Genomic DNA, 20,276 nt, shown 5'->3' with positions numbered 1-20,276 from the left:
GGCTACGTCTCACCGGCCGCTCAACCGCCCTCTACCTCTGTGGGCCACCAGCAACTCGGAGGGCAATGATGGCGCGTGCAGACCTGCTGAAGAAGCTATTCGAGACGTACCAACGACGCGACGACGCGGCCTTTCGCTCGGTGGCCGACGAGATCATCGAAGAGGAGCGCAAGAAGCAGCACCCTGTGCTCGCCAACGAGCTTCAGCGGATCCTGGCGAATGGAGTCCGGTCGCTGCAGGACGCTCGGGGGCTCTCCTCCTCCTTCGACCCGGTCCCCATGGACAGCGACCGGCGCACGCCACTTCTCGCGATTCGCACCCCGGACAGGTACTTCGAGGACCTCGTTCTCGACGAGGGGACTCGCAGCGTGTTGGACCGCGTCATGGTGGAGGTCCGAGGCTGGGAGATCTTGGAAGCAAACGGGCTGACGCCTACTCGCCGACTCCTCTTCTGCGGGCCGTCGGGGTGTGGGAAGACCGCCTGCGCGGAGGCTGTGGCGGCAGAGTTGGGCCTGCCCATGCTGTATGTCCGCTTTGATAGCGTGGTCTCGTCGCTGCTTGGAGAGACCGCCGCCAACATTCGCAAGGTTTTCGACTACGCCAACCGCGGTCAGTGGGTGGTGTTCTTCGATGAGTTCGACGCCATCGGGAGGTCGCGCGACGACGCAACCGAGCACGGGGAGATCAAGCGCGTCGTGAACTCGTTCCTGCAGCTCCTCGACAGCTTCGATGGGCGGTCCTTGGTGATTGCAGCCACGAACTTCGAGCAAGTTCTCGATCCCGCGATCTGGAGGCGGTTCGACGACGTTGTTCGCTTCGACCTGCCCGACGCCGCGGGTCTTGAAGCGCTCGTTCGCAAGCGGCTCCGGCCACTGCAGGTCACGAAGAAGCAGGTTTCGTCGGTTGTCGAGGCGATCGGCGGAGCATCGTTCGCCGAAGCTGAGCGCGTCTGCTTGGATGCACGGAAGCGTTGCGCGCTCGAGGGGACCACCAAGCTCAGAAACGAGGACATCAAGGCTGCTCTCGAGCGCTTTCGCTACCGGCGGGACGTGCTCGAGCGAGCGACTCCGACCGACTCAGCTCCATCCGTTGACCGCGAGTAGGCATCACCATGGCGGACGAACATCAGCTCGAACCGCAGTCCCACATCGGGATCGAGCGTGAGCCAGATCTCGAACCGGAGCGTCGCCGCCGCCGCGGCCACGGCTCACCCATGCCGCAGCGCTCGAGGGGCGCACACGGGGGAGCCATCCGGCGAGATGTCGACGCGGCCGTCACTTCCGTTGGTGGCGCGCGGCAGGCAGCCGGAATCGCGCCCGACCGGCTGCTGGTAGTCGAGTTCCACTCTTGGGACACCGGTTGTCGCGACGTGTTCGAGGAGCGCTTCGGTGCGGCGGTCGTTGACGAACGCCTCGTCCCCACGGATTCCGGAGACGAGCTGACCCACATCCTGGTGCAGTTCCCGTCCCAACAGGAGGTTGCGCGGCTCCGCGCCGAGGCGGATCAGTATCGACGCAACTCGAACCAAACGACGGGCCTGCCACCGGGGCTGCGTCGCACGTTCTTCGATGGTCTTGAGACCATCCGCACGGTGTCTCGGGGGGAGCGCATTGGTGCGCGGCTCGCCGACGAGGGCTTTCCGGACACGGAGCCGTTCTACATCGATGTCGACCTCTGGCACCCAGGGACCCCCAAGGGTGCCCGGGAGGTCCTGAACAACCTGCGCCAGATCTGCGCGGCGCATCAAGGACGTGTGGCGGAAGACTTGCGCACCAGCAGCCTCGTGCTCGCGCGCGTGCAAGCGACCCGCGCGCTGGCGGACGCCCTGCTTGACCTGGATATCGTCGCCCAGGTCAACCTGCCGCCCGTGCTCCCGGCCGTGTACGGCTCGCTCTTCGATGAGATTCAACCACTCCCGGACCACGCTCAGCCGACCGGCGACGAGCCTGTCGTGGCCGTGCTCGACAGCGGTGTTCTCCCTGGGCATCCACTGCTCCGCGGGTGGGTGGTGGACGAGCGAGATTTCGACACTGGCGAGAACACCGCTGTGGACCAGCACGGACACGGGACGCAGGTCGCCGGCCTCGCCGTCTACGGTGACGTCGCGCGTTGCGTCGACTCGGGCATGTGGAACCCCGAGGTGATGATCGCCAACGCGAAGGTGCTGAGGCGGCACCCACAGGATCCGAGATGGACGACGTTTCCCGATGAGCACCGGCCCGAGGCCCTGGTGGAGCGAGCGATCCGCCACTTCCACGAAACCCGAGGTTGTCGAGTCTTCAATCTCTCCCTCGGGAATCGCCACGACGTCTACGCGGGCGGTCGTCAGTACGCTTGGGCTGAGGTGCTCGACCAGCTTGCTCGCGAGTTGAACATCGTGATCATCGTGTCCGCGGGCAACAATCCCGCACCCCCGATGCCGGCCGGTGTGGCGACCCGAGAAGACTTCCAGGCCGGGGTCCGGGATGCGCTTCTCACTGATCCTGCCGCCCGACTCTGCAACCCGGCAACTTCGGCGATTGCGGTCACCGTCGGCTCGATCGCTCGCTCCGCCAGTCCGCGAACGCGGGACTCGTTCGCAGGCGCACCCGAGGGCGCTCCTGCACCGTTCAGTCGCGTGGGACCCGGGTACGAGAGCAAGTCGACCCAGCGCGCCGTGAAACCAGAGTTCGTGGCGTTCGGCGGCAACTTCGCTGTCCATGCTTTTGCGGGTGGCACACCGAGCTGGGTCGACCGCGACCTTCAGCTGGGGGAGCCCACCACTCGGCTGAACACCGACGGAGGCCGCCCCCTCACAGCCGTGAGCGGGACAAGCTTCGCGGCCCCACATGTCAGCAACGCGGCGGCCTGGGCGTTCGATGCAGTCGAAGACGCCCTCGGCACGCTGGACGCGAACGCGGCCCGAGCCGTCCTTGGGGTCAGCTCAACTACGCCGCCCTGTGGACCGGATTGGCTACTCGACCCTGAAGGGAAGGAGACGTGGGATCGCCTGCGCCTCGTCGGGTACGGCATGGTCGACGTGGACAGGGTCCGGGCGTCACTGGCGAACGACGCCTGCCTGATCGCTTCGGACAGCGTCGACGAAGACCACTGGCATCTCTACGCGGTGCCCGTTCCGGCGAACTTCGCAAACGGTAGCGGCAGGCGCGGCGTCTCCGTCGCCCTCGCGTTCGATCCGCCCGTGCGCGCGAGCCGGCGGGAGTATCTGGCTCGCACCATGTGGGTGGAGGTTCTGAAGGGGCTCACCATCGACGAGGTCCGGAACTTCCGGACGAGGCACACGGGCCAAGGCAGCGCACCGTCGCTCCCGCAGTCAAAGCTGCTCGACATGCGGCCCACGAAGACCGACGTCCAGTGGTCGACGCTGCAAGTCCGACGCAAGGAGTGGAGCCGGTTCCGCGGGCTGCCCGTCGCTGCTGGCGCGACCGAGCCGGTGCTCCATGTCCTCGTCGGTTGCCAGGGGCGTTTCGCCCACGGCGAGGGAGCGGGGCAGCGGTACGGCCTGGCGATTCGGTTCTGGCACGGAGACGCGCAGGTCGAGATCTACCAGCAACTGCAGGCCCGGGTTCGGACCCGCGCTCGCCAGGTGGTTCGCGCTCGGGTGGACCGTCGGGGATGAGATGCGGTTCGCCTTGGCGTCTCGCGCTCTCACCGCCGCCCTGTTTCACGCAACCACGCCCCATGGGCCCCACCTCTCGCAAGCCCAGCAAGATCAGGCACTTGCGAGATCCGCCCGCTCAGCCCCGTTTCGCCGTAGCATCCCACAAGGGGAGCTTTCAGATTTCGCAAGCTAGGCCCCCTTAGACGCTCGTCTACGGTGGTTTAGTATTTCCGGGCGATCCCCCGGATCCCGAATTCATCCAGATTCATCCAGACTCCGCGCCCGCGGAGATCCCGCACTAGCCCCAGCACGCCCCCGAGAGCCCCCCTTCGAGCCCCCTCGGCGGCGCTTCCTCGAGCGCCCCCGAGCCGTCGGCTCATCCAGATCTCCCCCGGCCATCACCGGACCCTCGGTCCCCCCGGCCGGCTCCGAGAGCCGGTCGAAGATCCCGGGCGTCAGCTCCGGTGCGTGATGGGCGTAGCGCATCGTCGTCCGCACGTCCGAGTGCCCCAACTCGGCGAGGCGCATCCCGTCGGCCTCGACATCGAGAGCGCGAAGGAGCGAGCGGACATCCTCTGCGCCGACGATGTCGTAGCCGGCGACACGGCGACGAAGCTCGTCAAGCTCCCCATCGACGAAGGTGTGGACGCTGTGCTCGCCCACGTCCAAGAGTGCGACCGCTCTCGGAGCCTTCGCTGGAAAGCCCACGAGAAGCGCCCGGGTCATCGCCGCGAGCTCTCGTGCGTTCTCCGCTCGGCGCCGCTCGGCGGCCTTCCGTTGTGCCGCGATGACCGATGGATCCGGTCGCGCTGAAGCATGGCGCCGAGCCGTCTCGATGCCCGCCCGGACCGCCTTCCGCATCGCGCGGAGCGCATCTCCGGTGCCGGTGGCGATGGACCAGCCCCCGTCGTCCTCGACGGCGATTGGACACCCCTTGCGTCTGAACTTGCTCGAGTCGTCTCTCAGTCCGTGCCACTTGGTCCGCGTCGCGACGAAGCCGACGACATCTTGCGGTGACATCGTCTGGCCGCCGTGCGCGTCGAGAACGGCCAGGGCCAAGCGTTGTGCAGACCAGCTGTTGAGGCTGGCGTCCTTCCATGCCTCGTCGAGCTCTTCCACCGAAAGCGGAGTGTCCTCCCCCGGCAGCGCCGCAGGCTCAGGCCGCACCAGCCGGATCCGCGGAGCTTTCGGCGGGCGAAGGCCAAGACGAAAGACCCAGAGGTCGAGCTCGTCGTCGTGGGGGTCCAGGGAGTAGTGGTCACCGTCGCGGTGATCACTTGCCGAGCGACGCTAGGCTCTTGCCGACGTTGGCGGCCTCCTGCGCGACGTTGGCCTGCGCGCAGCTGGTGATCGCCATCAGGCCCGCGCGTCCGCCGACTCGTCGAGCTCGACGCGGAACGTGGGCGTCGCGAGCACGCGGTTGTCGGGCGGGTCCTTCTGCGCCTCCTCGGGGAGGGCCGAGATAGTACGGCGCGTCGACGTCGCCCTGGTTGAAGAACACCGCGACCTCGGCCCCCTCCTCGCTGACGCACCAGCAGGCGTGGGCCTACGCCGAGCTGATGGAGCGTCGTCAGCCGCTGCGCGCCGGGGAGCTCGAGATGCTCAACAGCTACGGCAGCCCCGACAAGCAGGTCGAGGCGGCGCGCCGGGTTCTCGACGTGAAGGAGAGACGCTACGAGTGGCGCTCGACGAAGCTGCTCCGCGGCGACGACCGTCGAGCGAAGCGCTACCTCTTCCAGCCGCCCAAGGAGCTGCGATGGGCGCTGTTGAAGCCGGTCTCGTAGGCTGCCTCAGTCGTCGTCTTCACCGAGCACCGCGAGCAGATCGCCCGCGAGGACCTCGCAAGTCAGTCGCACCTGGTCCTCATCCATCAGTGGCTGGGTCGCGCGAGCGGCCATGACGGAGCCTTCGCTGCCTCGAGTCCCGAAGAGCTCCTCGAACAGCTCGGTGGCCCGCTCGGTGGCCGCCCTGGAACGTTCGTCTCCGTGCATGAGCGCGATGCTCTCGGCCAGGGTTTCGGTCTCGATGCCCTGCAGGATGCGCAGCACGTCGAGCGCGTCTTTGTCGTTCGCGCGCGCGGTCCCTTTGCGCTCGCTGATCTTGAAGAGCTTGGCGACGAGGAGCGCGCCTGGACCCGCGACCTTGGCCGTGATGCGCCGCGGATCGTTGTCCGGGTCAAGCGAGCCAATCTCCATCTCCACCTGATCGATGAGCACGCCCTCGAGGCCATCGACCTTGCGAGCGGCGTTATCGTCGTGACCAGGGAGCCGGGCGGCGCGTCGTCCCCTTCCAGGGCTGACCGCGCTCGGCACGAGGAGGTCCACCTGTACCTCGACGTCGCCCCCGTCTCGGTCGGGACGGCTGGTCTTCCACACCCCGACTCCGCTCTTGCCCATGTGGAGGAAGCCTGCGTCCTGCAGCGCCTGCTCCAGAGGCGGGATCTCGTCGAGCAGCTCGGGGTCGAGGGCGAGGTCGGCGTCGATGGTGTACTCGGCGACCGCGAGTTCGGCTTCTCCGGTGTGCAGGTAGATCGCCTGCGCGCCCACCAGGATGGTCGCGTCTCGGTGGGGTCCGAGCGCCTCGAGGGCGTCCAGCAGGACTCGCCGGGCGATCACGTAGAGCTCATCCACGCCACACCTCCTCGTTGTTCTCCATCCAGTCCATCAGAGCCTCGGCTTCTGCGGGAGAGCGCCCAGGACCGGTCAGCAGGTCCGCGGCGATCATTGGCAGAGATGCCTGCCTCAGCCCTTCGACCTCGATGGCCCGCTGGTAGATGGCCTCGTCCTCGGGCTGTAAGAGGATGACGTTCGCCCCTGCGTCGGCGGGTCGCAGCCCAAGGGCCTCTGCGGCGCGGCTCGGGTCATCGACGTAGACGGAGAGCAGGCGCGTCGGGGCGACGGGGGCGACCCGAGAGGCTGCGGCGCTGCCCGTGAGGAGGTAGGGGAACTCCATGGAGCCGAGTCGGTCGAGCACGCTCTTCAAGCCACGAGGAGCGAGCCACGTGGTGGTCTCCGCCCGACCTTCGAGCGGGACATCCTCGGACCACTGCACGAGCAACCGCCGCCAGTCGACGAGCTCCACGCGCCCACGCGCGGTCCTCTCGACGATAGCCTCGCTATCGAGCATCCGGAGTAGCCTCGAGACGTAGCCCGGATCGGTGTCGGCCAGCTCGGCGAGCTCGCGAACACCCACTGGGGGGCGCTTCACGGCGAGCGCTCGAACGACACGCCCTGCCTTGATTCCCCGAAGCGAGAGCTTCCGCTTGTCCGGCCAGGGATTCGAGTCGGCACCCGTCGTGAGGATGAAGAGCCCGGGCTCGTCGAGCACCACGCGGGTGTTGCCCGTCTGGTCGGCGTAGCTGGCGCCGCGCTCCTCGAGCACCTCGCGCACGGACTTCGACAGGTACGGGGCCACCACGATCCACAACGGTCCAAGTGGCAGCTGGCTCGCCATCCGAGGGTCGATTCGACGTTTGATCTCCACTGGTACGCTTCGCGAGCGGCCTTCGCTGGAGGTGAATCTCAGCTCGGCGTCGACGGGGCCACGCCCCATCAAGCTCTCGATCGCCCACCCCGGAGGGAGACGGCTCTCGAGCTGTCGTATCGCCCCTTCGAGGAGCTTGTTGTTCGAAACCATCACGTTGCACACCTCGGGCAACAGGCCGCATCCGGACAACGGAACGGCCGTCTGTTGTCCAGAATAATGCTGTTGCCCAACTTGTGCAACATCGCAATTTGAGACAACAACTCGCCACCCGACACGAGTCGCTCTGACTCAACTGGCGCCATAAACCCGCGCCGAATCGTCGTTCCTCGCTTCGACCTCACGCCGACCTCCCTCCTACCTCCCGGTCTGGAGACTGCCTCTTGTCGCCGGCGGATGAGCCGCTCGTGGGCCAGATCGCCTTGCTGTCGCTGAAGTTCCGTGCGCGGAGGTCAGCCTTCATCGCCGAGCTCGGTCCCGGCGCGCAGTCGGTCGAGGTACGCCTGGTACGCATAGACGCGGTCGCGCTTCTTGCCGGTGGTCTCCACGAGGACACCGGCCGCCTCGAGCGCCTCGATGGCGCGGCCCGTGGTGGGCTTCGTCGTCGACAGCGCCTCGACGACCCAGGGCGCGGTGACGATGGGACGGCTCGGCAGCCGCTCGAAGAGCTGCACGGCGAGCAGGTTGACGCCCGTGTGGTGGATGACGCGCTGGCGGTCGGCGGTCACCAGGGTGAAGAGGTCGCGCGAGGTGGCGACGGCCTCATCGGCGATGGTCGCCACGCCGTCGAGGAAGAAGTCCAGCCAGGCCTCCCAGTCGCCGTCGACGCGCACCGCGTTGAGGCGGCGGTAGTACTCCTGCCGGTGACGCTTGAAGAAGAGGCTGAGGTAGAGCAGCGGGCGCGTGAGCAGTCGCCAGTGCTCGAGCAGCAGCGTCACGAGCAAGCGACCGATACGACCGTTGCCGTCGAGGTAGGGGTGGATGGTCTCGAACTGCACGTGGAGCAGACCCGCGCGGACCACCGGCGGGAGCGAGTCGTCGGCGTGGATGTAGCGCTCGAACGCCGAGAGCACCTCGGGCAGCGCGTTCGGAGGCGGCGGCACGTAGACTGCGTTGCCGGGGCGGCTGCCTCCGATCCAGTTCTGGCTACGGCGCACCTCCCCCGGCTGCTTGTTCTCGCCGCGGACCCCTCGGAGCAAAAGCCGATGGGTCTCGTTGAGCAGGCGCATCGAGAGCGGTAGCCCCGATGGTTCGGCCAGCTGCTCGCGGGCGAAGGTCAGCGCGTCGAGGTAGTTGCAGACCTCCTCGACGTCAGCGTTCGGCGGGGGCGAGTCGCTCTCGGCCTCGTAGTTGAGGAGGTCCATGAGCGTCGCCTGCGTGCCCTCGATCTGGGACGAGAGCACCGCCTCCTTGCGCACGAACGCGTAAATGAACCAGTCGAGCGAGGGGACCATCTCGCCGGCCAGCTCGAGCCGCACGAGCGCCTGCTCCGCGGCGCGCACCCGCTCAGCCAGCTCCCCGTCGATGACGATGGACGGGCCGGCAGGAGGCAGCGTGTCGGGCACGAAGGCCCGGACCTGCTCACCCCCCGCCGAGGTGCTCTCGTACCGTCCCACCGGCAGCGCCTAGAAACGAATCCTTTACCAGTGCCCGCTTCAAGTCAAGCAAGCGTTACTAGCGGGCTGCGAGGACGCGCCCGTAGAGAGTCTCGCGGCGTCTCGCCTCGCGATAGTGTTTCGCCCTCTCGACACCCGGCCCTGTTTCACGCAAACACCGCCGAAAAGCGCTGACCGCCGCAAACCCTTGATTTGAATGGCCACTTTTCTAGCGAAAGCGACCATTCCGACTCGCGCTGGCGCCCCGCGAGGGGAGTCTCTGAGCGCCCTTCAGCTCATGCTGGAGGGCGTTTCTCGTTATTTCTCCAAGGTTTCTCCAAGCAAGATCGGCCGGCGAGGCAGCGCGATCTTGTCGATCTCCGCATGGCCGTAGTCGGGGGCCACGTGGCAGTAGGTCTCGATCGTGATGCGCACGTCCGAGTGGCCCATCCACTGCTGGAGCTGCTTCCAGGTCACCCCGCGCATCGCTCATCGCGTCCCGAAGCTGTGCCTCGAGGTATGCGGGGTGACCTCCTTCGGCAGGCCCGCCTGTTCAGCGGTGCGGCGGACCGCGTTGCCGATCTCCTTGTGGGTCCACGGCTCGCCGCCCGCCCTTGGCTGGGCCGCTCCGCATCCCGCGGACGTGGTAGCCCGGCGGGCTTCAGAACACGAGCTCATGTTCGCGGGTGCGGCGGCTGAGCGCCTCGCGGGCGTCCCACGACAGGTGGAGCGTCCGCATCTTCTTCGACTTGGGCGACCTCGTCCTCCTGCGTCAGCTGGCGGCGGACGTGGAGGCGATGCTCGGCCGGCTCTTGCTGTGGCTGTCGACGACGGTGACCACGCCACGCACGAGCTGTGGCATACCTTGGAGCGACCTTGTCCATCCCCAGACAGACTGCGTCAGGCCGAAGCTGGCCATCCCGACTCCCGATCTCACCGCTTGCAGCTGAGGAGATCGTGTGGGACGTGCACGAACGCCACCTCGACGAAGCCGCGTTTTGCTTCGAACTGCGAGATGCTGCTCTGGAGGCGCCGCACTACACGCTCGCCGAGATCGAGGTCGGTCCCGAGCGCAGACTCTTCAACCACCTCGAAGCCCTGCGCCGAGGTGGCCCGCTCGTCGCGCAACATCTCCTCGAGCTCGCCTCTGACCCCAACCACGAGATCGAGCAGGTCGCGGTCGCGGCCCTCGGAGTCATGGCCGCGGGGCCCGGTGTCCAATCCCTGTTGCCCCGCGTGCGTGAAGCGGGGAGCGCGGACCAGCGAAAGGGACTGGCCCACGCGCTCGCACTCGGGGTCGACGCGACCATGAACTCGGCCCTCGTCGCCGAGCTGTCGCGTCTGCTCGAACACGAGCCTGCTCAACCGACGCTACTACGAGCGCTGGCAAGTCACTCCGGACCGAATCACGCGTTGGTGGGCCAGCTCGGCGACCTGCTCTCGAGTCCGAATCCGGAGGTGGTCTGGGCGGCTACCCAGCTCGCCCGACGCGGCGTCAGCCCGACGATCCTCGCTACCCTCGCCGCGGTCACTCAGATCGTTCAACAGGCGACCGAGCACCCCAATGACCTACGCCGCGCAACGCTGGAGTGCGCGCTCATCCACAGCCTCCCCGGCGCAGGCGACTGGGTTCGTCACTGGGCGCAGCAGATCGAGGCCACTGCGATGCGAGACCACGCGCTGACCTGGCTCGCCCAGCTCGGTGGCCCCTCGGAGCACACCTGGCTGGTCTGGCATGCAAACAACACAGAGCCATCGCGCGCGCTTCTGTGGGCGCTGGGCTTCTCCGGCCGGGTCGAGGCCGTCGACCGGTGTCTCGATTGCCTCGACGACCCGGCGCTCGCCCCCCTGGCCGCCGAAGCGATCTGTGCGATCACCGGCCTGTCCACGGAAGACGAGCGCTACTGGCTCCCCCCCTCGGACGCAGCGCACGACGACGGCCTCCCAGCCCTCGAGCACGACGACCTCGAGGCCGACCTCGTCCCCGACAGCGAGGACGCTCTCCCTCGCCCTGACCCAGCCGCGCTGCGCGACTGGTGGGCTCGGACGCGAACGCAGTTCTCCCCCGAGCTTCGCTACCTCGCCGGCCGACCCCTCGACGGCCCAGGCCTGCTCGCGGCGCTCGAGCATGGCAGCGCCCGACGCCGGAGCGCCCTCGCTTTCGAGCTCGAGGTCCGAAGTCACGGTCGTGCCTTCGTCGACACCCGCGCGTGGTGTTGGGCGCAACGGGCCTCGCTCGCGGCGGCCACGGCCCACGCCGCCGGCATCGATGCACAAAAGGGGAGGCTCTGAAGCGCGCATGGAGATCCGCTCCAACACGACCGGACTCGCGGCAGGGCTGTCGGCGCAGAGCGACGTCGATGGCCGCGAGCACTGCGTCGTGGCGGTCGTCGGCACCTATCACGCCGACCCCGACGGACAGCTCCACCTCGCACCCGAGCAGCATCCACCGACGATGTGCGACGTCCACCATGGCGACCCAGCACAAACGAGCGTCGCCATGGAGCACGACTTCGCCCTGCGCAAGCCCGCGACCGACGTGATCGTCGTCGGCAAGGCCGTCGCTCCGAACGGCGAGCCCGTGACCGAGCTGCCCGTGCGCCTCGAGGTCGATGGACGCAGCAAAGATCTGCTCGTCATCGGCGAGCGTCGATGGGTCCGAGCGGGCCTGGGGCTTCGGCCCTCGGCGCCCGTGCCCTTCACGGAGATGCCGCTGGTCTTCGACCAAGCCTACGGTGGGCCGAGTGATCTTCGCAACCCGCTGGGCGTCGGCGCCGATCCAGCCGAGGGTCAGCCTCTGCCCAACATCGAAGATCCCCGCGCGCAGCTCCAAGGCCCCCGCTCGCGTTCCGCCCCGGTCGGCGTTGGCTGTGTGGGCCGTAGCTGGGACCCACGCCGAGCCTTCGCGGGCACCTACGACGAGCGCTGGCGAGCCGAGCGCTGCCCCTTCTTGCCCGAGGACTTCGACGATCGCTACTTTCAGTGCGCGCCGCTCGATCAGCAGTTCCCCCACTTTCGCGGCGGCGAGCTGATCCGCTGCGTACACATGGCTGAGCGCTCTGTCGTGACCTATCGGATCCCCGAGCAGGCACCCCCCGTGAGCTTCGACTTCGTCGCGGGCCGCGTCGAGCGACGGGCCGTGCTCGACACCGTGATCCTCGAGCCCCACCACGAGCGCGTGCGCTTGGTGTGGCGAGCGAGCGCTCCGCTGACCAAGAAGCTCACGGATCTGCGCGGCGTCGACGTTGGCGAGCAACCGCTCCCGGCCCGGGACGGGATCATCGGCTATCGCCGCGGCAAGCCGGTGTTCCCAGGGATCGCCGCGACCTTGCGCTGGCTGGCCCCGCGACGAGATCGGCCGCGAGGTGGTCGATGAAGATCACAGCCATGGGCATGGCCTGTCCGCTCGGGCTTCGCTGGCCAAACGCCGCTGCGGCCGTGCGTGCTGGGCTGGTCGCCTTCGATGAGATCGACTACGTCGACGACGACTGTGAGGCCCTCACCGGCGCCGCGCTCGGGCGTCTGGATGAGCTGCTCGATCGTCCAAGCTATCGTGCGCGGGCGACTCAGCTGTTGGCCTGGGCCGTCAACGAAGCGCTGGCCGACGTCTCGCCAGCCGAGCGCAGCCGCCTCCCCGTGGTCCTGGCGCTACCACCGACCGACGCGGGTCAAGCTCAGCGCAGGGAGGAGATCATCGACGCCCTGCACTCCTGCCCGGTCCCAACACACGGTCTCAGGCCCGAGATGGTCGCCGTCGTCCCCAGCCAGGGCGCGAGCGCGGGCTTTCGCGCGCTCGAGTGGGCCCAGACCTACCTCGCCCAATCGGAGCGCTGCCTCGTCGCTGCCGCGGATTCGCTGATCGGCGGGCGCCCGCTCGCCAACCTCGCTCGTCAGCGACGCCTGCAGACCGAGCGCAACCCCGACGGCGTCATCCCAGGTGAGGGCGCCGCAGCGCTGCTGCTCAGCCGCGACTCGAGCCCCGCGATCGCGGAGATCCACGGGCTGGGCTTTGGCCGAGAGCCGGGCTTGCCGTCCAACGACATCCCCCTGCGCGCACGAGGGGTGCTCACCGCCGCACGCCAGGCGTTGTCGGCTGCCGGATGGGACCCTGGATCCCTCGATCTTCGCATCTCAGACGCCGCCGGTGACGGCTACGCCTTCAAGGAGCAGGCCCTGCTGCTCGCTCGCCTGCTGCGCGAACCCAAACCCCAGCTCCCGCTGCGGCTGCCCGCCACCTGCCTGGGTGACATGGGCCTCGCCGCGGGGTTGTGCGGAGTTGTCCTCGCCGCCGAGAGCATCGCTTGCCACCAAGGCCCGGGACCACGCACGATCTGCTTCGCCGGAAACACCGAGGGCGAGCGCGGCGCCCTCGTCCTGACCACCTCAAACGACCCGAGGACCTGATGGGGAAGAAAGTCTACGCAAACAAGATGGAGGTCGTCCACGCTGCCGGCGCCAACAAGGTCGTCGCTGCCTTCCCGGACGTGTGCATGAGCCCGCCAACTCCGCCGACGGGCCCGGTCCCCGTTCCCTACGCCGACACCTCCATGGCGCGGGATCTCAAAAAGGGCAGCAAGGACGTCAAGATCGGCGGCAAGCCGGCCGCGCTTCATGGCAAGAGCTACTACGCGAGTTCGCCGTTGGGCAACGAGGCCGCGACCAAGGCCTTTGGCGGGAGCGTGCTGACCAAGCAGATCACGGGGAAGACCTACTTTCAGGCCTGCTCGATGAACGTCAGCTTCGAGGGCAGCAAGGTCAACCGGCACCTCGACATCGCAACGAGCAATCACGGCAGCGAGCTACCGGGGACACCGCCGAGCCCAGGGTTGGAGTCGATGAGCCCCGGGGGCGCTGGCGAGGGAGGAGCGGAAACGCCAAAGTGTCCGTGCTGTGGAGAAGATGCTCACCCGAACCAGATCGGGCCTGATGGGGGGCTCTCACCTGTGGTGACGCAGGATCAATTCTACGCCGACCGCGTCGACCGATTCATGAGCCGACGCGATGAAATGCAGGCGACCGTCGACAGCGGGAAGCTACCCAGTTGGGCCAACAGGCCGGGTACGGATGGGAACCCCGCGTATGACGGTCTTCCGACCAAAGACATCATCCGAGGTGGATTCGATCCTGATCAATGGGCGAGCGTGACCTCGTGGCGATGGACAGCGGCATAGGTGGCCCAAACGGCGCGCCAGCGTTTCGAGATGACGAGGGCTCGCAGTGCGAGCGTTCCTCGCAGGCCAGGCACCTCCCAGGACTGCGCGGGGCGCTTGACGCGGCGTTGCATCGTCCAGCAGGTGCTCTCGGTCGCGCCGCTACCAATGGGCAGGTTGGCCGCGTACGACGACGCATAACGCATCAGTGGTTTGCGATGGCGTATGTAGCTGAGCGCGGCCGCGACCGCCGTGCGAGCGGTCGTGTCCCGGCCCGGCAGTCGCTTCGCCCGTTCCAGAAGACCTCGCCAGATCCGCTCGATCGCTCCGTCGTCGCGCAGGAGCTCGCCGCGATACCAGCTCTTCATGTTGAAGGGATCGCCCTCGGGCTCGCAGGCATCCACGACTGCATCGAGGTAGTTGCTCGTCAGGTGCTCGAAGTCGATCAAGGTCCGGACCTTCGCGTCGCTCGGCAGCACTCGAGCCAACGCCTCGGGCAGCGCACGCAGCTCGGGCGCGGCGTCTTGGACCACGTGAACCGGGAGCTGTGGGTGGCTACGGAGGATCCACGCCACGTCCGCCGCGACCCGCTCGGCGAGCTTTCGGACGTCCTCCCCCGCATCGGCTGCGTATCGCCAGGTGTGCAGCTCCTGTCCCTCCGCGTCGTGGATGGTGACGCTGCCCACCCACGCCTTTCGCCAGTGGTGCTCCTTGGGGGGCGGCGGCTTGCGGACGTACTCCGCGAGCCGCCGCTTCGGTCGCGCCGCCTCCGCGAGGTCGGCGTCGAGCTGCTCAGCCATGCGCACCGAGAAGCGATCGAGCCCGCAGCTGATCGAGGCCACTCCCGGCGGGATGGCCTCCACGGCCCTGCTCGCGGCCTCGAGCATGTCGACGTCTTCGACGATGTCGGCGGACATCAGCTTGACGCGCTTTTCGAGCAACGAACGGCTCGGAGGCCGCATCCCGACCACCCTCAGGATGTTCTCGAGCTCGCGGCTGTTCAGGTCCGCGCTCAGCTCACCAGCGATGCGGGCGAAGTCGGGGGTCAAGCGTCGGGCGATCATACCGACGCACAGCTCCAGCGGCTTGATCGTCGGCCCGTTGTGCACGCCGAGCTCCCGGTAGAGCGCCTCCTCGATCGTGTGCGGCCCCCAGCGTCCGTGGTAGGTCGCCGACGACCGCTGCGACAGGCGAGCGTAGCGTCGGCCTCCGACCTCGACCACGTCGGCCTCCGAGACAGACTCGCGCAAGTCGTCGTCCTCACGCTGCCACAGCACGTCTCGCATCAGCTCCGCCTCCAGATCACGCCGCTGCTCGAAGGTCGCATCTGGCCCGAGCTGCTCGTCGACCTTCTGCTTGATCATCGCCGCGAGCTTCCGCACCAGCTCACTGTTCGGCTTCTTGGGCTTTTTCCGGCTTGCCATGGTGACCTCCAGCCCAGCATGATCTCAAACCTCGGAAACCACAACCGGGGAGTCGCCGTCCTCCTGCAACGCGCTGGGGAGCCTGCTCAGGATCGGATCCGCCCCGACATCATCATCAACAAAGGCAACGATGCCGAGTCCACGCTGAGCCAGCTTCGCGAGATGACTGCGAAAAACCCCGACTGTCCAAATCTACACAACCCGCCAGACGAGGGGTGCGGAACACACTTCGAGCCAAACGGGCGGGCCCAAGTGGCACGAAACATCTTCGACAGGAGGCGGGCATCCTACCTGAGTCGTTACCGTCGGGCGAACCCCGAACAAACGACCGTTACCCATCGCTCGCAGGTCAACCACAAGACACCATTAGCTGCGGGTGGCTGCCCGACATCCGACGCCAACCTCATCCCCGATCCCGTTCTCGAGGGCCCGTGTGCTGACATCGAAGCGCTCCAGACCCGAGTTCAGAGCTTCCAGGATTGACCATGGCCGAAATTCCGTCCTTTTTTGGCGACGCTCTTGTCAACCGCGGTTCGGGGTTTTTCCTCGGGCCCGACACGCCGGAGGACATCGCTGAGCCCCGCTACCTTCGGGATCCGAATCCGTGGTTTGGCTTGTCCTGTGCGCTCTCTCGACTCCAGCGCGGCCAATTCGATGTATTTCCGGCCATCGCCGACTTGCTTCTTCGATACGATGATCTCCTGTTCGCGCTCAACGTTGGGACCTTGTTTTCCCACGCGGCACCGCTGTCCGAAGTCGAGTTGTTCCGGCGCGCCTGGCCTGCCTCGAAGCTCGAGACCTATCCTCCTCAACGTATCTCCGACTACTGCCAAGTCCTGTGTCATACGATGAGTCCGTGCTACCTCGATGAGGTTCTCTACTGGTACCGCAAGCGCGGCCACGAGGGCTGGGTGCGCGTCGAGGTTGCGTGGTGGTTGTCGCACGTGTGGGAGAGCACGGATGGTCCCATCCACGAAGGACCCCAGCTGATTCCAGATCCGCAATACCCGCCTCCCTTCGAGCAGAACATGCGTGACTATGACAGCTACGAGAAGCTCGTGCGAGAGCATGCCGCGAAAGCCAGCGCGGCGCACTTCTGGTTCCGCGATGAACCCTTCTCGGTCGTCGGTCTGGCGAAACACATGCTCGCAGACGCTCGGACTGGGAAAGACTCCACCCGAACTCACCATGAGCGCATGATCTTCGAGGCCAATACGGGGATTTCGTGCCGTGAGTGGTTCACGAATGACGACGACGTCAAATTCCGTCCGCTCGAGGCCGCGGCGACTCTGGAGGACTTCCTTCACGACCCGAGAAGTCAACGATTTGAGGGAGATGTCCGGTACTTCTTCGGTCATCGGATTCCTGATTGAGCGCGAAGGTGTCGCTTCCCTCTCTTCTTCACGGGTGCTTCGATTAGCGCGAGAATGGCCTGCACTGGAACCATGCGCCCGAGTTCGATCGAGACGCTTCAGACTTTCCTTCAGTCCCGGCAGTGGCCATGTACCATCCTCCTGAATACTGCGATTCTACTTTCGATCCAACGGGTTATGGCTTCCATTTTTCGGCGCCGCCACCGAACGGTCTTGGTGACCGCAAGAATCTGCGATCATCAAACCCCTGGATCGTGCTTTCATGTGCGCTGCTTCGCCTTCGGGCAGGTGACTTTGACGTTTTTTCAGCGCTAATCGATACATATGTTCAACATGACGACCTGCTTGTGGCGCTGGACGTCGGGATCTTGTTCGCCCATGCCGCTCCCATGTCCGCCATGGGACTCTTGCAAAAAGTCTACCCTGACGAAGTACTTGCAAACTATCCCGAGTTAGTCCGTCAATACTGTGAAATCCTCTGCGGGACTCTGAGTCCGCTCCACCTCGACACCGTGCTCGCCTGGTACGCCAGGACCCAGGACGATACAGTGCAGGGTGAGGTGCCTCTCAACCTCTCCAACGTATGGGAGGATGAGCCGGGGTTGGTCCATCGAGGAGCACAGTCTGTTCCCGACCCCCAGTACCCGCCTCCATTCGAGCAAGACTACATTGACTATGCGGGCTATGAACGAGGTGTTCGAGAAATTGCGGCGCGAGTAGAACCTTCTGCACGGTTTGTTCTCGGCGGCGCTCCTTTTTCTGTGCGGCGTCTCGCCAAGCAAATGCTGCTCCACGCTCGCGCGGGCGAGGACTCACCTCGTACGATTTTTGAGCGCATGGTGTTCGAGGCCAATACAGGAATCTCGTGCCGCGACTTCTATACTGATGATGACATACCAAATTTCCGTCCACTGGAGGCGATGGCAGTCGTCGGAGACTTCCTCGATAGCCCCCGAAGCCAGCGCTTTGTCGAGGGACAGCGATATTTTTGGGGCCACCCAATCCCCGATTGAGCGCGAACATGTAGATCCCCTCGTTCCTCTATGGCTGCTTCGACTGGCGGGAGAACGGCCTGAACTGGAATCATGCGCCCGAGTTCGATCTTCTATCGGATACGGCGCTCCACTCGACGAATCCCTGGATCGTCCTGGCCGCCGTGACCGAACGGGCCAAGCACGGCGACCATCATCACGCTCGGCGGCTTCAGCCCTTCTTTCATCTTGACGAGCCGTTCGCGCTGAGCCGGGTGTCGCTACTCGTCTGCGCCAGCGTCGCGGCCTCGGAGGACCTCTCCATGCTGCGCGAGGTTCTCGAGAGCGACGATCGCAACGCCCGTTGCTACGCTGCCGAGGGCGCAGGAGCGCTTGGTTGGTATCGATGGTCGAGCGAAAGGTGTGGACTGCGAACTCACCATGCACACCGCAGCTGTAGACTTGCTCTGTCAGAACCTCGTCAGTCCCACAGCTGGCCGCGACGACAGGCGAGATGCCAGAATACTCGCCAAACTCGAATGTTTTGAAGCGCCCGCTCGACGGCGTGCAAACCTCGACGCCCCAGGCCTCGGCGGTCTCGGAATCGCTCGGACGGTCGCTGGCGCAGGTCTCGGTGACGGTGAACCCCGCCGGGTCGACCACGAGATCGGCGAGATCATCCTGCAGCTCGGTGCACATCACGAACAAGATGTCGCACTCATCGTCGAGTTCGGCCTGCCAGCGTGGCGGAGCGGCCCCGATCTCGTCGAGTAGCTCAGCGAGGGCGACGACCTCCTCGCAGCGGCTGTAGTCGCTTCGCAAAGACTCGAGCAAGGTGCGGGCGATGGCCTCGGCCTCGGCCGCCGGGAGTCCGTGAAGCTCGGCGATCGCGTCGAGTGGTGTCTGGAAATCGGCGTCGATATCGAGGACCAGGGCCGGAAGGATCGTTCGGGGAGGAAGGCTGAGAGTCAGGATCGCAAACAACTCTTCTCGCGGGGTCCACTCGACCTCGTAGCCGCTGTAGTAGGCCCCGCGAGGGCGAAAGTCGCTTGCCTCGATCAGGCCCAGCCAGGCGTCGAGGTTGGCTTCGAGGGCTGTGCTCGCGCTCGCATCGGCGACTTCGATCGCGCGACCAAGCTTCCAGCATGGATCGTCGAGATCTCGATAGGGAGGCCGGGGCCACGCGACGACACGATCGGCGCAGATGGGCGAGATCTCGACAGGGTCACACATCTCAGCCCCGTCGAGCAGCCATGCACCGAGCTCGGCCTGCCTGATCGGCGACAGCGTGGCAGGATCGACGAGGGGCTCGAGCCACGGCCACGGCCCCTCCGGGTCTCGACTGGCCTCGCGCGTGACCTCGACCTCGACCTCGAGCGCGGTCTCGGCTGCCGCGCGCTGGTCCTCCCTTGCCGACTTCAACACGAGGCTGGTCTCGCGTGTGCCACTTGGGGGCAACTGGACCGCGAGCAGCGCGCTCGAGCCAAGCTCGAGCGCCATGGGGGTGTTCGGATCGAGCTCGAGACCTGCGGGCGAGTCGAGCCAATCCGGCTCGACGGTGTTGCCATCTTCGGACACATAGTCGAGCTCGAGAGCGTGAATACCTGGGCCCGGGTCCTCAGCGAGCGACCACAAATCCCCATCACAGCGCAGCTGCAGAGAATCGATGACGTCGCACTCGAGCGCGTCGAGCTCGCTCGTCTGGTCTCGATCCAGGTCTCGACGATACGTGGCGAGGCCTCGGTGTGATTCCAATGCAGCCAGGTCAAGTTCACGCGGCCAGCCTCGGAGATCGGCTTGGCGCCACGGGTAAGGAGCAAGCTGACCGCGCGGGCGCTCATCTCGAAGGACAGCACGGCGCCGGTCTCGAACCGTGCAAATCCGCGCTCGTGCCCGCTGGGGTCGAGTCGCCACAGCCAAGCCCGGCTGGCTGCGCTGCGCCCGAACACGTAGAGGTCAGTCGGGCTCGCGTGAAGATCTTCGGCCCAGCCGGGGCCGTCGTTGTCGTGGGTCGCCGACCACTGCATCAGTCCGTCGAGGTCGAAGCCCGCGACCCACGCCACGCCTGCGTCGGCTGTGGGCGTCCGCGTCCGGCCAAGCGCGACGACCTGGTGTTCATGGATCCGCAGCGCACTCGCGTGGACGCCGGGGTAGCGCCGGGTCTCCTCACCTTCGTCGATCTGCGCGGGCACCGAGGAAACAGGGGAAGTGGCCTCGGGCGCGGCTCTGCACCCGAGCAGGCCAAACGCGAGCGCGATCACAGTGGCAGGACGCATCTCGGCGACGATCGCACGGGGGCACGGGGAACGCCACCAGGCCCAGGCTGCTCTCTGCGACGTGGCATGACCAGAACTCGCACGACAAAATCGACTCCAAGCGCGGCTTCGCTAGTATGCGCTCCAGAGGACCTGATGGCCAAAGCCCCAGCACACAAATGGACCTTCCTCCCTCGCTTCCGTCGGGGTGCCTACGGATGGAAGTCGCAGCCGGCGATCAAGCGGATCAAGGAGGCAGTCTCCGAGATCAAAAAGGAAGCGCGCAAGAACCCGCTCCTCGCCGCAGAGGGGGCAGTGCTCTTCCTCGAGAAAGTCTCGCCCGCCATCGAGCAGGTCGACAGCTCGTCGGGAGCCATCGGCGCGGCGGTGAACAACGCCATCGCCGCGCTGGTGGAGGTCATTG

At 66.4% G+C, this 20,276-nt stretch carries 20 protein-coding genes (1 of these 20 only partly in view); 11 read left to right on the top strand and 9 right to left on the bottom strand.

Annotated elements, in window-relative coordinates; genetic code table 11:
- The 3 genes in view from G6O69_RS12130 to G6O69_RS12120 are tightly spaced (at most 8 nt apart) and all read left to right on the top strand, a layout consistent with a single transcriptional unit that may run on beyond the window.
- A protein-coding gene (locus G6O69_RS12130; RefSeq protein ID WP_172303670.1) for a hypothetical protein crosses the window boundary here: on the top strand, positions 1 to 69 show its final stretch. The gene continues 501 nt to the left of window position 1, outside the view; the window shows 69 of its 570 coding nt (coding positions 502-570); its start codon lies off the left edge, out of view; its stop codon occupies positions 67 to 69.
- Complete coding sequence (locus G6O69_RS12125) at positions 69 to 1,103, top strand: AAA family ATPase (protein WP_172308208.1); 1,035 nt, start codon at positions 69 to 71, stop codon at positions 1,101 to 1,103. The genes G6O69_RS12130 and G6O69_RS12125 overlap by 1 nt, the downstream gene beginning before the upstream one ends.
- Before the next feature lie 8 nt (positions 1,104 to 1,111).
- Positions 1,112 to 3,619 (top strand): S8 family peptidase, encoded by a 2,508-nt coding sequence (locus G6O69_RS12120; RefSeq protein ID WP_172303669.1) that lies wholly within the window; start codon positions 1,112 to 1,114, stop codon positions 3,617 to 3,619.
- A gap of 237 nt (positions 3,620 to 3,856) precedes the next feature.
- Here G6O69_RS12120 and G6O69_RS12115 read toward each other — a convergent pair whose 3' ends face one another.
- Positions 3,857 to 4,720 carry a hypothetical protein gene (locus G6O69_RS12115; protein WP_176396788.1) on the bottom strand — a complete coding sequence of 288 codons (864 nt, stop codon included), beginning with the start codon at positions 4,718 to 4,720 and terminating at the stop codon, positions 3,857 to 3,859.
- 371 nt (positions 4,721 to 5,091) lie between these two features.
- Here G6O69_RS12115 and G6O69_RS12110 point away from each other — a divergent pair, with 371 nt between their 5' ends.
- Positions 5,092 to 5,385 (top strand): hypothetical protein, encoded by a 294-nt coding sequence (locus G6O69_RS12110; RefSeq protein ID WP_172303668.1) that lies wholly within the window; start codon positions 5,092 to 5,094, stop codon positions 5,383 to 5,385.
- A gap of 6 nt (positions 5,386 to 5,391) precedes the next feature.
- On the opposite strand, the gene G6O69_RS12105 is transcribed toward G6O69_RS12110, so the two are convergent.
- From G6O69_RS12105 to G6O69_RS12085, 5 genes are all read right to left on the bottom strand, one after another.
- Positions 5,392 to 6,231, bottom strand: a complete 840-nt coding sequence (locus tag G6O69_RS12105; protein ID WP_172303667.1) for a GSU2403 family nucleotidyltransferase fold protein — start codon at positions 6,229 to 6,231, stop codon at positions 5,392 to 5,394.
- Positions 6,224 to 7,258, bottom strand: a complete 1,035-nt coding sequence (locus G6O69_RS12100) for a hypothetical protein (protein ID WP_172303666.1) — start codon at positions 7,256 to 7,258, stop codon at positions 6,224 to 6,226. Before G6O69_RS12100 ends, G6O69_RS12105 begins: the two co-directional genes overlap by 8 nt.
- Before the next feature lie 278 nt (positions 7,259 to 7,536).
- Positions 7,537 to 8,700 (bottom strand): Fic family protein, encoded by a 1,164-nt coding sequence (locus G6O69_RS12095; protein ID WP_217909813.1) that lies wholly within the window; start codon positions 8,698 to 8,700, stop codon positions 7,537 to 7,539.
- A gap of 297 nt (positions 8,701 to 8,997) precedes the next feature.
- On the bottom strand, positions 8,998 to 9,165 hold the full coding sequence (locus tag G6O69_RS12090; RefSeq protein ID WP_172303665.1) for a hypothetical protein: 168 nt from the start codon (positions 9,163 to 9,165) through the stop codon (positions 8,998 to 9,000).
- Positions 9,166 to 9,168: 3 nt separating this feature from the next.
- A complete protein-coding gene (locus G6O69_RS12085; RefSeq protein WP_176396787.1) occupies positions 9,169 to 9,357 on the bottom strand; it encodes a hypothetical protein in 189 nt (62 codons plus the stop codon).
- Positions 9,358 to 9,428: 71 nt separating this feature from the next.
- Between G6O69_RS12085 and G6O69_RS12080 the strand changes: the two genes are divergently transcribed.
- From G6O69_RS12080 to G6O69_RS12060, 5 genes are read left to right on the top strand one after another with little or no spacing between them, the layout of a single operon-like run.
- Positions 9,429 to 9,629, top strand: a complete 201-nt coding sequence (locus G6O69_RS12080) for a hypothetical protein (protein WP_176396786.1) — start codon at positions 9,429 to 9,431, stop codon at positions 9,627 to 9,629.
- 16 nt (positions 9,630 to 9,645) lie between these two features.
- Positions 9,646 to 10,971, top strand: a complete 1,326-nt coding sequence (locus tag G6O69_RS12075; RefSeq protein WP_176396785.1) for a hypothetical protein — start codon at positions 9,646 to 9,648, stop codon at positions 10,969 to 10,971.
- 7 nt (positions 10,972 to 10,978) lie between these two features.
- Entirely contained in the window at positions 10,979 to 12,055 is a 1,077-nt protein-coding gene (locus tag G6O69_RS12070; RefSeq protein ID WP_172303662.1) for a DUF2169 domain-containing protein, read from the top strand.
- Entirely contained in the window at positions 12,052 to 13,083 is a 1,032-nt protein-coding gene (locus tag G6O69_RS12065; protein ID WP_172303661.1) for a hypothetical protein, read from the top strand. The genes G6O69_RS12070 and G6O69_RS12065 overlap by 4 nt, the downstream gene beginning before the upstream one ends.
- Positions 13,083 to 13,850, top strand: coding sequence for a PAAR-like domain-containing protein (locus G6O69_RS12060; protein WP_172303660.1), 768 nt, complete (start codon positions 13,083 to 13,085; stop codon positions 13,848 to 13,850). The genes G6O69_RS12065 and G6O69_RS12060 overlap by 1 nt, the downstream gene beginning before the upstream one ends.
- On the opposite strand, the gene G6O69_RS12055 is transcribed toward G6O69_RS12060, so the two are convergent.
- The gene (locus G6O69_RS12055) at positions 13,808 to 15,253 is read right to left on the bottom strand and encodes a hypothetical protein (protein WP_172303659.1); all 1,446 of its coding nucleotides are present in this window, start codon (positions 15,251 to 15,253) and stop codon (positions 13,808 to 13,810) included. The genes G6O69_RS12060 and G6O69_RS12055 overlap by 43 nt on opposite strands.
- Before the next feature lie 18 nt (positions 15,254 to 15,271).
- Between G6O69_RS12055 and G6O69_RS12050 the strand changes: the two genes are divergently transcribed.
- Positions 15,272 to 15,736 (top strand): hypothetical protein, encoded by a 465-nt coding sequence (locus G6O69_RS12050; protein ID WP_172303658.1) that lies wholly within the window; start codon positions 15,272 to 15,274, stop codon positions 15,734 to 15,736.
- Between the two features lie 2 nt (positions 15,737 to 15,738).
- The gene (locus tag G6O69_RS12045; RefSeq protein ID WP_172303657.1) at positions 15,739 to 16,626 is read left to right on the top strand and encodes a hypothetical protein; all 888 of its coding nucleotides are present in this window, start codon (positions 15,739 to 15,741) and stop codon (positions 16,624 to 16,626) included.
- Positions 16,627 to 17,438: 812 nt separating this feature from the next.
- On the opposite strand, the gene G6O69_RS12040 is transcribed toward G6O69_RS12045, so the two are convergent.
- Both G6O69_RS12040 and G6O69_RS39370 read right to left on the bottom strand, forming a co-directional pair.
- Positions 17,439 to 19,175, bottom strand: coding sequence for a hypothetical protein (locus G6O69_RS12040; RefSeq protein WP_172303656.1), 1,737 nt, complete (start codon positions 19,173 to 19,175; stop codon positions 17,439 to 17,441).
- An 889-nt stretch (positions 19,176 to 20,064) separates the two neighbouring features.
- Complete coding sequence (locus tag G6O69_RS39370; protein WP_217909812.1) at positions 20,065 to 20,274, bottom strand: hypothetical protein; 210 nt, start codon at positions 20,272 to 20,274, stop codon at positions 20,065 to 20,067.
- Between the last annotated feature and the right edge of the window lie 2 nt (positions 20,275 to 20,276).

Source organism: Pseudenhygromyxa sp. WMMC2535, assembly GCF_011083025.2.
The sequence above is the reverse complement of the archived record's forward strand: the minus strand, read 5'-3'. Positions and strand labels throughout refer to the sequence as shown.